Source organism: Clostridium sp. NkU-1 (genome assembly GCA_001312405.1).
This window is the reverse complement of record BBDR01000003.1, coordinates 271,147-288,503: the sequence shown is the minus strand read 5'-3', so window position 1 is coordinate 288,503 and position 17,357 is coordinate 271,147. Positions and strand designations below refer to the sequence as shown.

The following is a 17,357-nucleotide window of genomic DNA, read 5'->3' as shown; positions in this document are numbered from 1 at the left end:
CTTTATTTGTATCAGTCAAGCGGATATTCGCAATCAGCGCCCCTACTTGGTTCGGTTAAATATTTACTTTTCCAACCGATTCCCCCTTTAGCAGCTCTACTTCCACAATGATCTGTTCTGTAAAAGTTGTCTTGGGTTTTTCGATGGTGTTTATTAATTTTTTTTGCGGCCTTCATGCCAATGGCAGCCGTATCCTGACGTACGGTGGTCAGCTTAGGATTTAATAGCTGTGAGATCCGGTTGCCATCATATCCGGCAATGGAAATATCCTCCGGAATCCTTAAATTCCTCACCCGCATTTCATTTAATCCACCTATTAAAGCCGTATCATCCTGGTATAGAATACAGGTGGGCGGATCCCTTCTGTCCAGCAGATCTCTGGTGTATGCCATAGCCCGGCCGACATCCAGATAAGCTGCTTCCAATACATATTTGTCTGGTATATGCAGATTATGGCTCTCCATAAACCGGTAAAAGCTGGTAAGCCTTGCCTTTGTAACGGCCGAATTCATCTGCCCATGAATATACGCAATCCTTCTGTGCCCATTTTCATAAATATATTCCATCAGGCACTGGATCCCCTTAATGTTATCGGATAAAATTGAGGAACAGTTTTCGTGGATGTGGTCAATGGTAACCACAGGAATATCGCCTCCCAAGAGATCGATCACCTCCGGGTTATCAAAATTTACACAGGCAATTACCACACCGTCCAAATTTCTGTATTTGCAATGATCATAATAAGAGACCTTTTTCTTTCCTATCTGACTATTGATAAACGTTATATCGTACCCCTGTTTCTCCGCTTCAACCTTAAAGCCTTCCAGTACTGCAGCAAAATATTCGTGAGTCAAGCCGCTGTTTGCCTTGTCAACAAACAAAACGCCGATGTTGTAACTTCTGTTTGTCTTTAGGGACCTTGCGGCTGCATTGGGATAATACCCCAGCTTTCCTGCAGCATTTTTAATCCTTATTTTTGTACTTTCCCCGATGTCGCGCTGGTCATTGAGTGCTTTGCTTACTGTGGCAACGGATACTCCGCAGTACTGTGCCAGTTCTTTCATAGAAATCATATGCCTCACCCTTTTGCTTAATCGTTTTCGTCACTCTAATATACTCCTTTTCAGGAGATAAATCAATATATTTTATTCTTCATCTCACTTATATAGATTTCAATAACATATTTTATGTAAAACAACCAATCCGTATAAATCATGTTCCTTATTTTTCTAAATAACTTTTGTTAATTTAAAATGACTGCCTTATTAATGTCCTTTATTTCCCTTATTATTACTTAATCGTTTTCGCAAATATCACTTTAACACTTTTCATATGTCCTGTTCTGCCTCCTGTTACGAGTCCGGTACCAGGAAAAAGAATACCATGGTTCCTTAATTTGGGAATAAAGCTAAGAGATTGTTTATAATTATAATTGATAATAATTCTGAAACACATCATTTATACAATCATATTATTACATGAATTATTTATCAAGGAATCGTTATGAGTGTTAGCATTGACATGCAAGCCCCTGATTTTACTTCTATGACAACTTTTGGACCTCTAAAGCCGTCTGATTACAAAGGACAATGGGTTATTCTGTTTTCTCATCCAGGCGACTTCGTATTGCATATAGTTGGAAAATTTATCTCGAAATGAGAATGATCAAAAAAAATGTTCTAGAAATTGTGTCTTAAGCATAGCATCCATTTATGGTATCTCAATACTTATTTTGAGTCTTTCTAAAGTTTTGTGTAAATGTGGTAGACTTAATTCTGATTTAATGCCTTTATTAATTGAACCTAAGATAGCGGAAACGCTGTGAAGGCAAGCTTCCAGCCTTTACTGCGGGTTCGCTATCTATTATTATAAAATAAGCACCATATATAAGACTTAAAACAGTCTACTTACTTTAAATATTGCTCCATAAATGGTAAAACAGCTTCAAATAGTTTATACAGTCTTTTATACGTTCTAAGGCTCAGGAAAAATGTTCTTGGCTCGATTGATACTTTTAACCTTTATGTTTTGTATCTCTTGATCAGCAAAATCCTGTGCTACAGACCTCACCAGTTCTCCTTTATCTTTGTCAAGACTTTTTATATTATTATAATAATTCTTCAAGTCTTTGACAGAATGAAGTTTTTGAAAGGCCTGATTAATATCTTTCATTCCTTGAACCAGCGTTTTAGTTGGACGAAAGCCCGCTGCTTTAATTTTATCAATAATAAAGGCTTCCTCACCCAGTACCATGGAATCTTTCATTATCTTGTCCAGATACTGAAACTCAGCATACATGCCATCAGAAGCTTTTACCAATGCATTCCTTACAAAAGTAGCATTCTCTCTAAACAGCTGCTTATCAAGTGGGAAATTATTTCTATCCGCAAAATGAAAAGCGAAAGTCATAGTTGTTCTTGTATTTCCTTCTCTAAAAGGATGTACCTGCCATAACGCTGCAATACTTTTGGTAAACTCCATTGACCGATCTTCTAAGCTAAGTGACCTCCAGTTAATGTCATTCATTTTATTTATAATATTTTCAGCATGTCCTTCAATTTCATCCGGTTGTGAATATCTTATTGTATCTCCACCTAATACCCGCTCAGCCTTATATATTTGTACCGTTCTGATTTGTCCTGCAAATGGATAGATATCTCCAAAAATATGTTGATGGAGACATTTAATATAATCAAAATCTAAGGATTGACCTTGATTCAAATCATCAATATTGAGAAATTGGGCAAATGTAAGGTCTGCCTCCGCAGCCTCTAATTTAGCCGCATCTTTAATATTTAGTTTATTAATTAATACCGGGACATCTTCATACAAATACGGATCTCGCATTATGCCCTCCTTACATCTGGTATTTTTCAAGTATCATTTGCCGTAATTCTTCTTGTGATATTTTACCTTCAATAAACTGATCTGTTAGCTGCTTTGTAAATCTTGTAGGCTCCGGCGCATCCAAAGTAGAAAGTGCTAATGCATCATTAACCATTTTTATGCGTTCTTCTTTGGTTGTTGTAGGCACATGATATTTCCTGCCGATTAATGCTCTCCTTTTTTTCCAAATTATCAACTGGTATGACCTTAATAAAATCACCAGGTGTACAATCAAGTGCATCGCAGATTTTCTCTATATTCATTACAGAAATTTCCTTAATGGTGTTATTGATAATCCCAGACATAGTTGCTTCTCTGATTCCCTTATCACGGGACAACTCAGTCTGAGTCATTCCTTTTTCATCCAATAAATCTTTTAGAGTAAAAATAATCAATATAAACACCTCCTTCATTTATTATATTGTACTACGTTTAGAGTAATTTTTCAACTTATATTTTCGTTTAAAGTAAATAAATATCGTACATGCTTCGAAACTATCTTCTATCAGACAATCACAACAATCAAATTTGCTTTATCCTAAGTGCTTCTCTATTTCCTCTCTAGATTCCAACACTTTCCACGCGATAACAAACGTATCTGATAAACATTCTTCGTCATATGTACCCCAGTCTTGACCATTTTCATCTAATGCTAATACGATTTGCTGGCCATTATAAAAAAAACAAAGCACTGTGAAGAGACCGCAATCTTCTCTTTGCCTTCATCCTGCTGTGCCCACTGACAATTTTCAATTTTCCAACCTCCATATATGATAGTACTAATGATTTTTCTTATCAAATGAACTTAATATAAAAGCAGATAGAATGGCTGCAATTACAGCGCTAAATATACTTGTCAAGTTTGAATATATGAATGTTCTCCAACCTTCCATAATATTAACTCCTGAAAACTCTAGTGTATTTATTTGGCCCGATATATTAATTTGATTGATACCGTTATTAAAATCATATGAGAGATTTAAACTACTACCGTCTCCAAACAAATTAGCACCTCCAATATCATAACCTTTCTGCTCATTTAAAGATGTAAATACCATCTTCCCATCATCTATTCCCGTTTTCCCAAAAAAAACTTTCAATTATTCCATTTAATGAAATTCCATTAGCACCATCGAAATAGAATGTACCTTTTGAAACTGCCAAGTCAAACCCAATTGGAATACCGGTCTGCATATTACAAAGTTTTATATCTTTATTAGTTTGATAATTTTCAACTATATCCTTTCCATTAATATATACATAAATCCCACCTTCACATTTAATTGTATCTTGATCTTGTATTTGAATGGGTGCTTCTGTTCTAAAATTTTCTACTTGAATTTGATTATATTGCGATTTTATTGGCAATAAATTGTTAATATTGTATTCGAACACATTACTATTTCTTATAATGGATAACTTATCGGCATATACATAATATTCGCTGTTAAGGGAGGTTGAAAAAAAAATATGCCTGCCTTCTGTATTGAAGTAATTTCCATAAGGATATCCATACCTATCTATATGCTTATTGCTATCAAACTGAATTTTCAAATCACCTGGCTTCACTTCAAACGTTTGACCGTCAATAATAGCTTTTAAATAATTTTGATTAACTAAATTACCATTTTTAATTTCAATAAAACTTGGCCTCATTACTATTTTCCCTGTAAAATTGTTACATACAAAATCTTGTGGCATTCCACTTATAACTACTAAAGAATTTTTGTTCTTATAATTATAGAAATTGTATAAAAATACTGACATAATGAACAATATAAAAATTGGAATCCCTAATATTTTTTAAAAAATAACTTTTATTATTTTTATTATCCTGCCTAGTTTTATTCATATCTAGACATTTATTATTTTCTATGGCCTTTTTATCATTATACCTGATCTCTTTTGTTAATTCACGAATCTCTTTTTCAAGTCTTGAAATTTTGGAATTAATTGATTCCAATTTATCTTTAATTTTAATATAGACCTTTTCAATGTTACCACTCATTTTTTTCACCTCTAATTACCACCAAACCGCATTTAATTATTTTCAATGCAGTCAGGAAACGTCAATTAAACCCATCTTCAATTCACACCGCTTACAAAAGTTCTCCTTCTCTGGTCAAATTAAAATTTATAAGAAGATCTCCTTCTCGTTAAAGCCCAGCTGATGTTTCAGTTCCCACCAAAAGATTATATTGCGGCCTATTAAAATGTTTACCACTCATTTTATCTATAAATATATGCCGATCATCAATACCTTAGGCAAGAAAAGCCTCAATCTGTCTTTGTTCGTTTTGATCACGAGAACTTACACGGCCATATCCGTATACTATCACTTTCTCCCCCTTATCTCATAAATATTCTACTATATTATCTATCAAAATGCATTACTGTCTTGACAATATTATTAATTTAATAATGATACTTTTTGACATACTATTTTCAATCCTTTTTTTCTATGTATTAGCAAAATTTGATTCGCCTTTTAAAAACAGCCACGACAGCATAAGAGTCGTGGCCATTCCTTTACCTTTTATCAATTCTTTTCGAATTTTAAGCTATTTATTATCATTAGAGAGAACAGGTGTGTAAATAGAAAACTTTCCATCCATCTGCAGCAATAAAGAATGTTCTGGAATTGTATGTTCCGTATAAGAATATGGTACATCTCCAAAATTTGCTATTACAGAAATCTCATCTCCATATTCAGTCATTTGTACCGAACCGTCTTCTTTCAGAAATTTAAAATCTGTCATTTCTTTTGTAACAGCCTTCTTGCTGAATTGAGACCAGACCTTTGTATGGGAAGAAATATCTTCTTTATGCATTTCCCACTCATTTCTATCAAGGTGATAGAGTGGGGGTACATTATACAGAATTTCTCTTAACATACGCTCCTGCACGGAATCTGCAATTTTAAAGGTAGACCAGTCCCAATGATAGCTTGTAATAACAGAATCATTATAAACCAGTTTAAAAAGTGGTATATCATATTTAGGATCAACAAAAATAGGATAGTACTGTTCCTTGATTGGAACAGTCTTTGCAAAATGTTCCGCTACGCCTCCAGCAGGATTATAGTAATTACCGATATAATATTCGCTCTCCTTATTCTGTTTCATGTCCTTGTCCATCCATGAAAAAGTCTTTAACTCAATGCCATGGGCAAATGCGATGGTGGACGCAGCAAAATCATTTCCACCTTCAGAACCAATTACCATATTATAATTATCCTTGATATAAGCCATACGTTCCAAGCGGGCTTTTAAATCTTCCTGCTGCGTGGTAACATGAGAACGTGTATAGTCATCGTATATTTCCCCAGTTGCATCACAATCAATAAACCAGGAATTAAATGGTATTTTGGTAGAAAGAATTTCATTGACTCTTTGCCTCACAGAGGTTAAAGATAATGTTGGATTTAATTTACGGCCAACATCCTGAAACCCTTTCAGTTTTTCTCCATTTTTATCAGAGACACTTGCCTCCTCATAAAGGGATGTATCTGCAAATTTTGCGGTAGTCCATTGCTCATTTCCCGGCTCATGAATAGAATGATAAGAATCATAGGGAGCGATTAAATATCCCTGTTCCACCGCTGTTTGAACCAACTCCGGTTTTGCATACGCCTGTTCCCAGCTATTCAGTCCAATCCAGGCTTGCTCGATCCCAGAATTCTTAAGTTCTTTAATTAACTCCATTGTTTCAGAATTCATCCATTCCTCTTCTGGCGAAAACACCTCAGGAAGATTCACCGCAAGAGCACACTTATTTAACTGCATTATACCGGATGCTTTTAAATTTTCTATTCCTTTTTCTAAAAATATATTCATCTTTTCATTCTGCTTCGTAAATACCCGAGGTTTATAAAAATCATTTCGCTTCAAAATTTCACTCAAAAAAACGGCATATAGTATTTTTTTGATATTGACTGACATAATCCTGACCAGCTATGTCTGTAAATGCCTGAGTTGCTTCTTTCCCTGTCTCAGTCTTATCTGCAAACTGTTTAAGATATTGTATGATGCTGCCATCTTCTAACTGTCGGAAAGCCGGCCAATTGATATTTTCTGGAGTAATAAGATTATCACCCCAAAGATAAATTTGAGGAGCCCCATAAAGTTTTCTGATATTTGGATTTTCCGCTGCCTTTTCCTCTAACGTTACAAAATCACCTGTATCCTTTACATATTGACGATAAATTTTGGAGGCTGCAGCAGGATTATTCTTAATCAAATAGATACGAAAGCTATTTTCTTTTATTCCATCAATTTCAGGATATTGATGAGTCAAAGTAAAATGAATGGCTGGATCAGCAGAGAAAGACATTTCGTTTCGATAGGGATTCTCCATGATAAACAAAACGGCATAGTCTCCTTCTGATACTGCCCAAAAGGGCATGGAAAGCTGCTCTAAGGTATTGAATACATTTCCATCTAAATAATTGCTCCACGCTTTATCTGTAGCGGGAATCCTTTTTCCCTCTCCAAAAGGCATATAATATATTTCACCGGATATACTTGGCCACTGAAAACTATTATCTGCTTTTGTCTCCGATTTCATAGTTACGTGAAGATAGTCTTCCTTCGTTTGAATTGATACAGAAATATTTTCTTCCGGATACACCCATCTTGTTTCTGTTCCCTCATCCGATAGTTCTCCTATTCTGCGTTTCTGGGAGGGTTGTGAAACAGGCACAGAAATATCCCCCTTTTTTTACAGCTAATTCAAATGTTTCAGGGTCAACCTCATATTCGATTCCTTCCACCACTTGTTTTGCAAAATCCGTGTCTAAGGACTGCGTAACTGCAGCTTTTTCCGTTACCTTGATAGGATTAGAGGCACATCCCGTCAATATCAGAATTGCCATAAGAAAACTGGCACATTTTCTTGATATCTTTAAATTCATTTTCTAATTCTCCTTTCTTGTCGTTGCCCATTATTATAAATCGGTCATGTTACATCCATTTGTCAAAATGATAAATTGCAACAAACAAAAAAAGAAATACGTATTGGCTGTATTACTGGCTATCAAAGAATTAAATCAGTCTAAAAAGTTACAGAGAATGTAATAATCTTTTTATCCAAAGTACATTCACATATACATCCCAACCGTTCGGATGCATCTCTTACAATAGCAAGACCAAGGCCTGTACCTGACAACTCCTGATTTCTGGACTGTTCTGCTACATAGAACGGTTCCCACAAACGCGCCGTATCCATGGATTGAGCATCCGATACGCGGTTTTGAATACGAAATACGCAATGGTCTTCTTCTAGGCATAGATTAATTTTAATTCTTTTGTCAGCGGAATACTTCACCGCATTAGAAAGTAAATTTGAAAAAAATCAGGTTTACCACCTCAAAATTGGAATGGACAAAGAGACTGTCTTGTATTTCGGCTTCCAATACAATTTGATTTGTTTCTTCCTGCAAATGATAGTCCTGTAGCAATTCCCTTAGACATTCACTGATATCAATCTGTTGAAAATGGTATTCTTTCTGCTGTACCCTTGACAGACACAATAGACGTTCAATCATCTGCTCCATCCTATCTGTCTGGTTTATTATTGTATCTATGAATGTACCATCATCAATGCCGTCCTTATACCGTTAGCATATGCTTTCATCAGAGAAACTGGTGTTTTGAGATCGTGAGTTACGTTGGATAAAAGTTCTTTCATTTGTTTATTCTTTTTCTCTAGTTCCTGATGGGCTTGCTGCAAGTTAAAACTCATATGATTAATATTTGTTGCCAGAGTTTCTAATTCATCGTTTGTGTGAATTTCCACTGTTTGAAACTCTAAATTAGAAATAGCCTTTGCCGTTTCGCCTATTTTCTTCAAGGGCTTGATGATTTTTTTGTACAAGAATGGATATTAACAAAAATGACATAAACCCAGCGCCAAAAAAAATGACAATTGTTACTTTATTTACAATATAAAGTGTCTGCTGCACCGATGGTACTATTTTTGCAACTGCAATAAATTGATTATCTATTGACAGATATTCCACAAGAAGACTATAGTGCAGCTTTTTCTGCTGATAGACTCTCATTTTGCGTCCAGCCTCCATAACTTCCTGCTGATCCTGTTCCCAAAGCCAGTATTTATCCAGTCCAATTCCTTTTCTTAAAAATGCATCTCGTAACCGTTCATTCAGCAGGTTATTATCCTTAGAACCTTCTACCCATGCAATCACTACATCCTCAGAGTTTTCAATATTGTGAACCGTTTCTGAGATTGGATATACGCTGGAAATAAGCTGATTACAAATAGCATTTATTTCTTTCTTTTCTTGATAAAGAAAGTAACGTCCAATAAAGTTTGAATTAATATATACAGTTAAAAGGGTGACCGCTGTCAGGATAAAAATAATTCCTATAATAAATTTCTTCGCCAGCTTACTCATTGGGCTCACTCATTCTATACCCCGTTCCCACAAAAGTGGTAATGTATTCTTTACCAATTTTACTTCTTAAGCGTCGTATATGTGTATCAAGAGTTCGTTCATCACCGTTATATTCATCTCCCCACACCCTTTGCAATAATGAATCTCTGGTAAGGGTAATACCTTTATTCTGTAAAAAGAACTGTAAAAGCTGAAATTCTTTTTGAGTAAGCCGGATCTCCTCTGGCCCCTTGTATATCGTTTGATTTTTGATGTTGACAGATAAATCACCACACTGCAGGATATTTTCCATTTGCAACAATTTTTGAACTCGCAGCAACAATATTTTAGGCTCAAATGGTTTTCTGATATAATCATCTGCACCACAACTTAAACCGGTTATCTCGTTTTCAATTTCACTTTTCGCAGTCAGCATGATAATTTTAATCGGTAACGAATAAGATCGTATTTCCTCACATAATTGAATCCCATTCATTTTGGGCATCATCCAGTCTGCAATTAGCAAATCATATTTATTTTGACACAATTTATCAAAAGCCCCTTCACCATCAGAAGCCACATCCACCTCATATCCAGCATTTTCAAAATAAAGCTTAAGTATTTTCTGCATAGCCAACTCATCTTCAGCAATAAGTATTTTCATAATCATGTCTCCATTTATATAAAAATTAAAGAATAGGTTATCTGTAACGAAACAAAAATCTCACAATCATATAACACCTATCCAGTCATCTAGATAATGGATAGGTGTTTGGTACGCCATGTTACATCTTCACCTACTTCTTCCATACCAGCTTATAAACAAATACTCTGCTTACAAGTCCCTTTTTTATATCACTTAAAAGTCTCTTAAATTCAGGTCTGTGAATGATATCCGTTCCTGATATTCCTCTATCAGTATATATTCCCCGTTCACCCACTGCAATACTCTTGGCAAAATTCAATTGCGTTTCGATGGATAAACTGTCTTTCTTGTCAATTGACTGTCTGGCATAAATAGCATCCATATCTTTTCAATTATTTTATTCTGCCAGCAACATCATATAATCCTGAAACATAAATATCTTCGACATTTTTTTAGTCTCATTCTTTCCAACACTATAAGTTATTGATTTTCGTTCATAACCTATCTGTTTATCTTGATGATTGTAATTCTTGAAACACTTCAAGTATATTTTACAATAAAAAGCTTTAATCAGGGGATATAAAAATGAGTCTTGCTAATGATGCAAAAAAAGAGAGAGGCTGCTGCAAAACTAATTTAAGCTGGTTTTGCAGCAGTCTCTCCCTTTTTGTCTAACCCTTAAGAAATTATGCTGTGGCCTCTTCCTCTTCTGAGGCAGCAGAAGCATTCTTACCTTTACCAAGAACACAGGTATAAACGAAAGCGCCAAAGCATACCGCAGCAAACAGGATACCAGCCGGATAAGCAATTCCGGTGGAAAGCTGGAACCCTTCTTTCGCAATCAGGATGTAAGTAAAGGATACTGCGGACATAAAAGTTGCCGGAAGCACTGTGATCCAGTAAAAACGTTTCCTCCGGTATAAATACACGCTTGCAGACCAGAGTGCAATCATTGCCAAAGTCTGGTTGCTCCAGGAGAAGTACCTCCATACGATCTGTACATCAAACTGGGTCAGTATGGCACCGACGGTCAACAGGGGGATTGTAAGAATCAAGCGGTTTTTTACAGGCTTCTGGTCCATTTGGAACCAGTCCGCCAGCGTCAGCCTGGCGCTTCTATAGGCGGTATCCGCAGAAGAAATTGGACAGGCGATGACTCCGATCATAGCGATGACCGCACCCACCGGCCCCAAAAGTTTGAAGCAGATTTCATAAACTACGCTGGATTGTCCGTTGCCTAATGCTGTTAAAAGCCCGCCTGTACCGTTGTAAAATGCAACGCCTGCAGCTGCCCAGATTAAAGCGATCACACCTTCTGCCACCATTGCCCCATAAAATACCTTGCGGCCATCCTTTTCATTGGTAAGGCAGCGGGCCATAAGCGGAGACTGGGTTGCATGAAAGCCGGAAATCGCGCCGCATGCGACGGATATGAACATGGTCGGCCAAATGGGAGTTCCTGACGGATGAAGATTTGATAAGGTGATTTCAGGAATATGATAACCTTTAAAGAGAATGGCACATCCTACCCCCAGCGCCATAACAATCAGGCAAATGCCGAAAAACGGGTAAATCTTACCGATAACCTTATCAATAGGAACAAAGGTCGCAATAAAATAGTAAATCAATACTACCACAAGCCAAAAGCGGGAATCAAGCACATCCGGAGTCAGCATGGCTAACAGATTTGCGGGACCGGTTGAAAAAGCAACCCCTACCAGAACCAGAAGGACCACGGAGAACACCCGCATGACCTGCTTCATGGTATTTCCTAAATATGTACCCGTAAGCTCAGAAACACTGGCTCCCTTATGGCGCATGGACATCATGCCAACCATATAATCATGGACGCCCCCTCCTAAAAGAGTACCAAAGGTGATCCACAGGAATACGCTGGGGCCAGCAGGCTCCGGCCAGGGCACCGAAAATCGGCCCCAGGCCTGCAATGTTTAAAAGCTGGATCAGAAAGATCCTGGGCGTTCCCATTGGTACATAATCACTCCCGTCTGTCATGGTCAGAGCAGGAGTTTTTCTGTCATCCGGGCCAAAAACCTTTTCAGTCACCTTGCTGTAGATCAAGAAACCGATGATCAGCAATGCCAGACACACAAAGAAACTTATCATATTCATACCTCCTGTAAAATATTATGAAAACCATTCTTATCTTCGATTATACAATAATATGTATAAAAATAAATGATTTTTGCATGAACTGAAGTGCTAAATGCACAAAAGGCAGAATGGGTGTCATAAACAGGATGAATGCATTTAAATTCCGATGAGCTGTCTTAGATGTTTGACTTTTTCCCTGCCCACAGGAAGGATATTTTGTTCAAATCCCTGCATCTTGACCGCCATACTGCTGCCGGCCCAGGGAAACATTTCTGCAATGTGGTTTAAATTGACCAGATAGCTTTTATGGATGCGGCAGAAGCCGTAAGGCACCAGACGCTTTTCGTATTCTCCCAGCAGCTGGTTTTCCGTGTAATCCTTTGAGACGGTATGTATGATACAGCTTCTTAAGCATGTTTCAATATAGACGATCTGGCTGATATCTAACAGTATGATAGTACGGTTCACGCAGATGGGCATCCGGTTAGCTGAAAAAGACGGGATCCCCTCTTCCTCCGCGGACTTTTCTTTTTGTGACCTGGCCAGTTCCCGGCTGCATTTTTCAAGGACCCGCCGTACTCTTACCGGTTCAATGGGCTTAAGGATGTAATCACTTACCCCTAGTTCAAATGCCTTCACCGCATATTGGGAATAGGCCGTGGCAAAAACAATCTGGGTCTCCGGCAGCATGCGCTTTATCGCCGATGCCAGGGTAGTTCCTTCCATGTCATTTAAGTCAATGTCCAAAAACATGAGATCAAAGGATTCTTCCTCAAGAAGTTCCAGGGCGGCAGCTCCGCTGTCTGCCTCTTTGAGCAGGCTGTCCGGCAATATGGATAAGATCTGGTGGATCAGTTCCTTTCGGGCAGGACGTTCGTCATCGATTACTGCAATTTTCATGATGGTTCCTCCATTCCATTATTTTTTTTGCCAAGTGGTTACAGCAAGCTCATCAATATATCTGGATTCTGAAACCGCCTCAGGAATCAGAAAATAGACCTTGGAACCATTTCCTGAGCTTTGAATGTGAAGTCCGTTATCCTGTCCGTAGATGCTCATTAACCGCTTATGTACATTCTCCAGTCCTACTCCGCCATAATGCTCTCCTGCATACAGCCGTGCAAGTACCTCTCCGGGGAATCCCGTACCATGGTCGGAAACCGCTATTTCAACCCAGCCGCTGCCGGCATGGGCATGAATAGACACCAGGCGGTTTCCCATTTGATCGGCACCGTAACGGATGGCATTTTCTACCAGTGGCTGGAGAATGAAGGCGGGAACCATGCAGTTTAAATCCTCTTCCACATCGATTTCCACACATAGCTTTTCTTCAAACCTCGCTTTTTCAAGGTCCAGATAGCTTGAGATGTGATAAAGTTCCGTGTGTAAGTTCAGCATGTACTGGTCATTTTCCAGAGTCTGCCGGTAGTAGGTGGAGAGGGAGCGGAGAAGTTCCCTTGCCCTGTCCGTATTCTCCCGGCTAACGTAAGAAATGGTATTAAGCGCATTGTGTAAAAAATGGGGATTTACCTGAGACTGCAAAGCCTTAAACTCCGCTTTGCGCCGCAGCTTTTTCTGGTATTCCAGATAAGATAGCTCCAACTGGGTAGAGAAAAGCCTGGCCAGTTCAGAAGCAAAACTTAAGTCTGATTGTGAACTGTGCCAGTGCTTTTTGACTACCATAGTCAGGCTGCCGATGAGATGGTCCATTTCGGTCATGGGAGCGGCTACGATCATGTGGTTTTTTTAAAATGGGATAGAAAGGATCTTCTTTTTCTGCATGATCAAAAATGGCGGGCTTCCGGTCATGAAGAGATGCCAGGATAGGAGCCAGGATGGAATCCCCCTTTAGCGCATAATCCTGCATCAGATTTCATAGCCAGGATCTTCTGGGTATCCGTGATCAATATGGCGGAACAGGAAGTGGAACGGTAAATGATTTCCGCAGCAGCCTCCACATCTGCCTTGCTGTATAAGCCTTTGCGCAGATGGGGCAGGCTTTTCTCCACAATTCCCAATGCCAGACGCATTTTTCGGCAAACCGGCTGTCTTCCTCCATGAATACCATGTTAAAGGTTCCCAAAAAGATAATCATGCCCAGGGCATTCATGATAATCATAGGAAATGCGATCACTCTCACCAGCTGCACGGCCGCCTGAAAAGGCCTTGAAATCAGGAGTATAATTGCCATCTGTCCCATTTCAACAATTGCGGTAATCAGGAAGATTCCGGTACCGCTTATTTTTCCCATTTTGAACCGGCGGGAGAATAGGCAGCCTGCAACGCCTTCCACCAGGGTAGACAAGGCACAGGAAACGGCAGTAAAGCCTCCAATATCAAAAAAAGTAACGGTGAAGTCCTCCGATCAGAGCCGCCCCCATACCGACCCAGGGGCCTCCTAACAAACCGGCCGCCAATACGCCGATCACGCGAGTGTTAACGATTGCTCCCTGTTCCCGCACGCCCGTATAGGTGGAAATAATGCTGACCAGACCGAATATGGCTGCAAGAGTTGCGGTGCAGCCGAGGGAATTTTTATCGTACAGAAGCATGCTGCGTACGATGGGTATTTTAGTCAGCAAAGTGGCGATGAGCACCAGGAGGCCAATATTTAGCAGAAGACTGAAAAACATGGTATCATGCATAAAATCCCTCCTTGATCAAATATGAGATATTAATAATAATTATATCAAATAATGCGTAAAATGAAGCATTAATGATATATTTTCTCATAATGTTGCATTTGATCTGGAGGGATTATTTCCGATATGTGAAATCACTTGATCCTTCTTGTGGATTCTCCTTCAATTAATTCGGCTCTAAACACCTTTTTCTGATGCTCTGCTTTGTTTTTGATTACATCGAATAAGATCTTAATGGTGGCCTTTGCCATCTCTTCTACCGGCTGACGGATGGTGGTAATGGAGGGATTATAATAGCGGGCGATATCAAGGCCGTCATAGCCGGCCATACAATAGTCCTCCGGTATCCGCATGCCACGCTCAAAGATAGCTTTGCATGCACCGATGGCAATGCTGTCTGAGATCGCGTAAACAGCCGTAAATTCCGGCTTTTCATTCAAAACACGGTTCATCATCCGATACCCATTGTCCATGGTATAGCATTCCTCGCATTCCTCTGAGAATATGATCAGGGATGGGGAAGGCGTGATGCCGTTGTCTAAAAGGGCCTTTTTGTATCCTTCCAGACGGAGGCGGCCGATGCTCTCATCATCAGAAGCAGCGGTTAAGATAAGGATCTTTTCATGGCCAAGTTTACATAAATAATCCGTCATCTTGTAGCTTTCCGCGTAGTCATCTACGGATACGCAGGAAAAATCAGGAGATTCGCCTAAGTACTCTGTCATTCCGATAGTACTTAACACATAAGGAACAGTAAGCTGCTCAAGCTCTTCCCTGCTGTGGGAAAAATATCCCCCAAGGAACACGATTCCCCTTGGCTTCTTTTCCTTGATCAGTTCCAAAGCCACATCCACTTCATCTTCCTGTTCATCGACCCGCTGCAGGATAAATGAGTATTTCTTTTTCTGGATCTCCTCCTCAAAAATACGGATCATTTTGCTGAAAAAGGGATTGCCGATTCCTTTGATCAGTACCGCAATGGCTCTGGAATCAGTGCGTTTTAGATTCCGCGCGCTGTTATTGGGAATATAGTTGTTTTCCTTAATCACCTGCATGATCATGCTCTTTGTCTCTGGATTGATATCCGGATGGTTGTTGATAGCCCGGGATACGGTGCTCACACCCACCCCGCATAATCTGGCTATATCCTTAATATTAATGGAGTCCATCAGAAATACTCATCTCCTTTCATCATGCCCTGCCGTAAAGCCTGGCAATTTTTCTGCATTTTTCTACAAGCTCTTTCGTTATTTCTCCGGAAACCATACGCCATCTCCAGTTTTTTTCCAAGAGTGGAAGGTACATTGATCCTGGCTTCCCCGCCAAGACCCAGATAATCCTGAACCGGTATCACTGCCAGTCTGGCTACACTTGCCAGTGCCAGACGGATAAAATCCCAGTGGATCTCTTCTCTCGGGGTTCTTTCGTTATTCATATAGTCAATGGAAAGCCGGCGGTCCTCTAAAGATAAGTCTTCATACCAGCCCCTGATGGTATTATTATCATGGGTTCCCGTATATACCACACAGTTCTGCGTATAGTTATGAGGCAGATAATCACTTTCCTCTCTGGAATCAAAAGCAAACTCCAGCACCTTCATGCCTGGGAATCCCGTATCTTTTACCAGCTTTAAAACCGATGGGGTCAAAAATCCAAGGTCTTCGGCTATGATATCCAGCGTCCCGAATTTCTCCCGCATCTTGTTGAAAATATCAATTCCAGGCCCTTTTTTCCAGGCACCGTGGATGGCATTCTCACTTCCTGCAGGAATGGTATAGTACTCATCAAAACCGCGGAAATGATCTACCCTCACCACATCGTAAAGGCGGAAGCTGTATTCCATTCGCTTCAGCCACCACTCGTAGCCCGTCTTTCCATGGTAATCCCAGCGGTAAAGGGGATTTCCCCATAACTGCCCGGTAGCGGAAAATCCATCCGGCGGACAGCCTGCCACTGCAACAGGCTCACAGTTTTCATCAAACTGGAACAGCTCCGGATGAAACCAGGAATCCGCACTGTCAAATGCCACATATATGGGCATGTCGCCGATGATCCGGATGCCCTGCTTTCCTGCATAGGACTTTAACCGGCCCCACTGCTCTTCAAATTTCATCTGAAGGAAACCATAAAATCCGATCTCATCTGACAGCTCCTTTTCATACCGGGAGACTGCCTCTTCCTTTCTGAGACGGATATCCTCAGCCCAGCAGATCCAGCTCTTTCCCTTAAAATGATCCTTAACCGCCATGTAAAAGCAGTATCCGGCCGTTTCCTCTCCAAGGAGCTTTCCCGGCTCATCTGACGTATGCCCCTGCTCCTTCCATCGTCCATAAGCCTTTCTTAGCAGAGGAAAACGGTTATAATACATTTTCTCATAGTCAATATCTCTCGGATCATCTCCAAAATCCACTGCCTCGCATTCCGCTATGGTAAGCAGCCTCTCAGCAACCAGCTCATCCAGATCAATAAAATAGGGATTTCCCGCAAATGCGGAGAATGACTGGTAAGGAGAATCCCCATAACCGGTGGGCCCCAGAGGGAGTATCTGCCAATACTGCTGACCTGCTTTTTTTAATAGATCAATAAATTCATATGCCTCTTTTGAAAATGCCCCGATGCCGTATTTTGACGGTAGGCTTGCAACCGGGAGCAACATACCACATTCCCGCATAATCAG

At 39.6% G+C, this 17,357-nt stretch carries 19 protein-coding genes and 2 pseudogenes; all 21 read right to left on the bottom strand.

Translation table 11 applies throughout. The features are described 5' to 3' along the window. Positions 1–11: 11 nt before the first annotated feature. On the bottom strand, positions 12–1,064 hold the full coding sequence (locus JCM10519_RS06865) for a LacI family DNA-binding transcriptional regulator (RefSeq protein ID WP_347843374.1): 1,053 nt from the start codon (positions 1,062–1,064) through the stop codon (positions 12–14). A 910-nt stretch (positions 1,065–1,974) separates the two neighbouring features. Beyond that, positions 1,975–2,847 carry a Fic family protein gene (locus JCM10519_RS06860; protein WP_054738369.1) on the bottom strand — a complete coding sequence of 291 codons (873 nt, stop codon included), beginning with the start codon at positions 2,845–2,847 and terminating at the stop codon, positions 1,975–1,977. A 10-nt stretch (positions 2,848–2,857) separates the two neighbouring features. Then, positions 2,858–3,001: an antitoxin VbhA family protein gene (locus tag JCM10519_RS27205; protein WP_347843373.1), complete on the bottom strand. Its 144-nt coding sequence runs from the start codon at positions 2,999–3,001 to the stop codon at positions 2,858–2,860. Next, the gene (locus JCM10519_RS06855; protein ID WP_054738368.1) at positions 2,994–3,281 is read right to left on the bottom strand and encodes a helix-turn-helix domain-containing protein; all 288 of its coding nucleotides are present in this window, start codon (positions 3,279–3,281) and stop codon (positions 2,994–2,996) included. The genes JCM10519_RS27205 and JCM10519_RS06855 overlap by 8 nt, the downstream gene beginning before the upstream one ends. Positions 3,282–3,665: 384 nt before the next feature. Next, positions 3,666–3,944 (bottom strand): hypothetical protein, encoded by a 279-nt coding sequence (locus JCM10519_RS06850; protein WP_054738367.1) that lies wholly within the window; start codon positions 3,942–3,944, stop codon positions 3,666–3,668. Between the two features lie 7 nt (positions 3,945–3,951). Continuing rightward, positions 3,952–4,587: a hypothetical protein gene (locus JCM10519_RS06845; protein WP_347843372.1), complete on the bottom strand. Its 636-nt coding sequence runs from the start codon at positions 4,585–4,587 to the stop codon at positions 3,952–3,954. A 37-nt stretch (positions 4,588–4,624) separates the two neighbouring features. Next, complete coding sequence (locus JCM10519_RS06840) at positions 4,625–4,903, bottom strand: hypothetical protein (RefSeq protein ID WP_347843371.1); 279 nt, start codon at positions 4,901–4,903, stop codon at positions 4,625–4,627. 544 nt (positions 4,904–5,447) lie between these two features. Further along, on the bottom strand, positions 5,448–6,827 hold the full coding sequence (locus tag JCM10519_RS27200) for a glycoside hydrolase (RefSeq protein ID WP_347843370.1): 1,380 nt from the start codon (positions 6,825–6,827) through the stop codon (positions 5,448–5,450). Next, positions 6,781–7,587, bottom strand: coding sequence for a hypothetical protein (locus JCM10519_RS27195; RefSeq protein ID WP_347843369.1), 807 nt, complete (start codon positions 7,585–7,587; stop codon positions 6,781–6,783). The genes JCM10519_RS27200 and JCM10519_RS27195 overlap by 47 nt, the downstream gene beginning before the upstream one ends. After that, the gene (locus tag JCM10519_RS27190; protein ID WP_347843368.1) at positions 7,535–7,798 is read right to left on the bottom strand and encodes a hypothetical protein; all 264 of its coding nucleotides are present in this window, start codon (positions 7,796–7,798) and stop codon (positions 7,535–7,537) included. Before JCM10519_RS27190 ends, JCM10519_RS27195 begins: the two co-directional genes overlap by 53 nt. A gap of 668 nt (positions 7,799–8,466) precedes the next feature. After that, positions 8,467–8,736, bottom strand: a complete 270-nt coding sequence (locus JCM10519_RS06825; RefSeq protein WP_347843367.1) for a HAMP domain-containing protein — start codon at positions 8,734–8,736, stop codon at positions 8,467–8,469. After that, on the bottom strand, positions 8,699–9,301 hold the full coding sequence (locus tag JCM10519_RS06820; RefSeq protein ID WP_054738362.1) for a hypothetical protein: 603 nt from the start codon (positions 9,299–9,301) through the stop codon (positions 8,699–8,701). Before JCM10519_RS06820 ends, JCM10519_RS06825 begins: the two co-directional genes overlap by 38 nt. Further along, positions 9,294–9,944: a response regulator gene (locus tag JCM10519_RS06815; protein WP_054738361.1), complete on the bottom strand. Its 651-nt coding sequence runs from the start codon at positions 9,942–9,944 to the stop codon at positions 9,294–9,296. The genes JCM10519_RS06820 and JCM10519_RS06815 overlap by 8 nt, the downstream gene beginning before the upstream one ends. 133 nt (positions 9,945–10,077) lie before the next feature. Then, a complete protein-coding gene (locus JCM10519_RS06810; protein WP_054738360.1) occupies positions 10,078–10,308 on the bottom strand; it encodes a recombinase family protein in 231 nt (76 codons plus the stop codon). A gap of 304 nt (positions 10,309–10,612) precedes the next feature. After that, positions 10,613–12,050 (bottom strand): annotated as a pseudogene (locus JCM10519_RS06805) (carbon starvation CstA family protein). A gap of 144 nt (positions 12,051–12,194) precedes the next feature. Then, positions 12,195–12,938: a response regulator gene (locus JCM10519_RS06800; protein ID WP_054738359.1), complete on the bottom strand. Its 744-nt coding sequence runs from the start codon at positions 12,936–12,938 to the stop codon at positions 12,195–12,197. Between the two features lie 18 nt (positions 12,939–12,956). After that, the gene (locus tag JCM10519_RS27185; protein ID WP_347843366.1) at positions 12,957–13,757 is read right to left on the bottom strand and encodes a histidine kinase; all 801 of its coding nucleotides are present in this window, start codon (positions 13,755–13,757) and stop codon (positions 12,957–12,959) included. 184 nt (positions 13,758–13,941) lie between these two features. Further along, positions 13,942–14,331 (bottom strand): LytS/YhcK type 5TM receptor domain-containing protein, encoded by a 390-nt coding sequence (locus JCM10519_RS27180; protein WP_347843485.1) that lies wholly within the window; start codon positions 14,329–14,331, stop codon positions 13,942–13,944. Positions 14,332–14,374: 43 nt separating this feature from the next. After that, complete coding sequence (locus tag JCM10519_RS27175) at positions 14,375–14,683, bottom strand: LytS/YhcK type 5TM receptor domain-containing protein (RefSeq protein ID WP_347843365.1); 309 nt, start codon at positions 14,681–14,683, stop codon at positions 14,375–14,377. Positions 14,684–14,814: 131 nt separating this feature from the next. Next, positions 14,815–15,849, bottom strand: a complete 1,035-nt coding sequence (locus JCM10519_RS06790) for a substrate-binding domain-containing protein (RefSeq protein ID WP_054738358.1) — start codon at positions 15,847–15,849, stop codon at positions 14,815–14,817. A gap of 22 nt (positions 15,850–15,871) precedes the next feature. Further along, positions 15,872–17,351 (bottom strand): annotated as a pseudogene (malQ, locus tag JCM10519_RS06785) (4-alpha-glucanotransferase). Positions 17,352–17,357 lie beyond the last annotated feature (6 nt).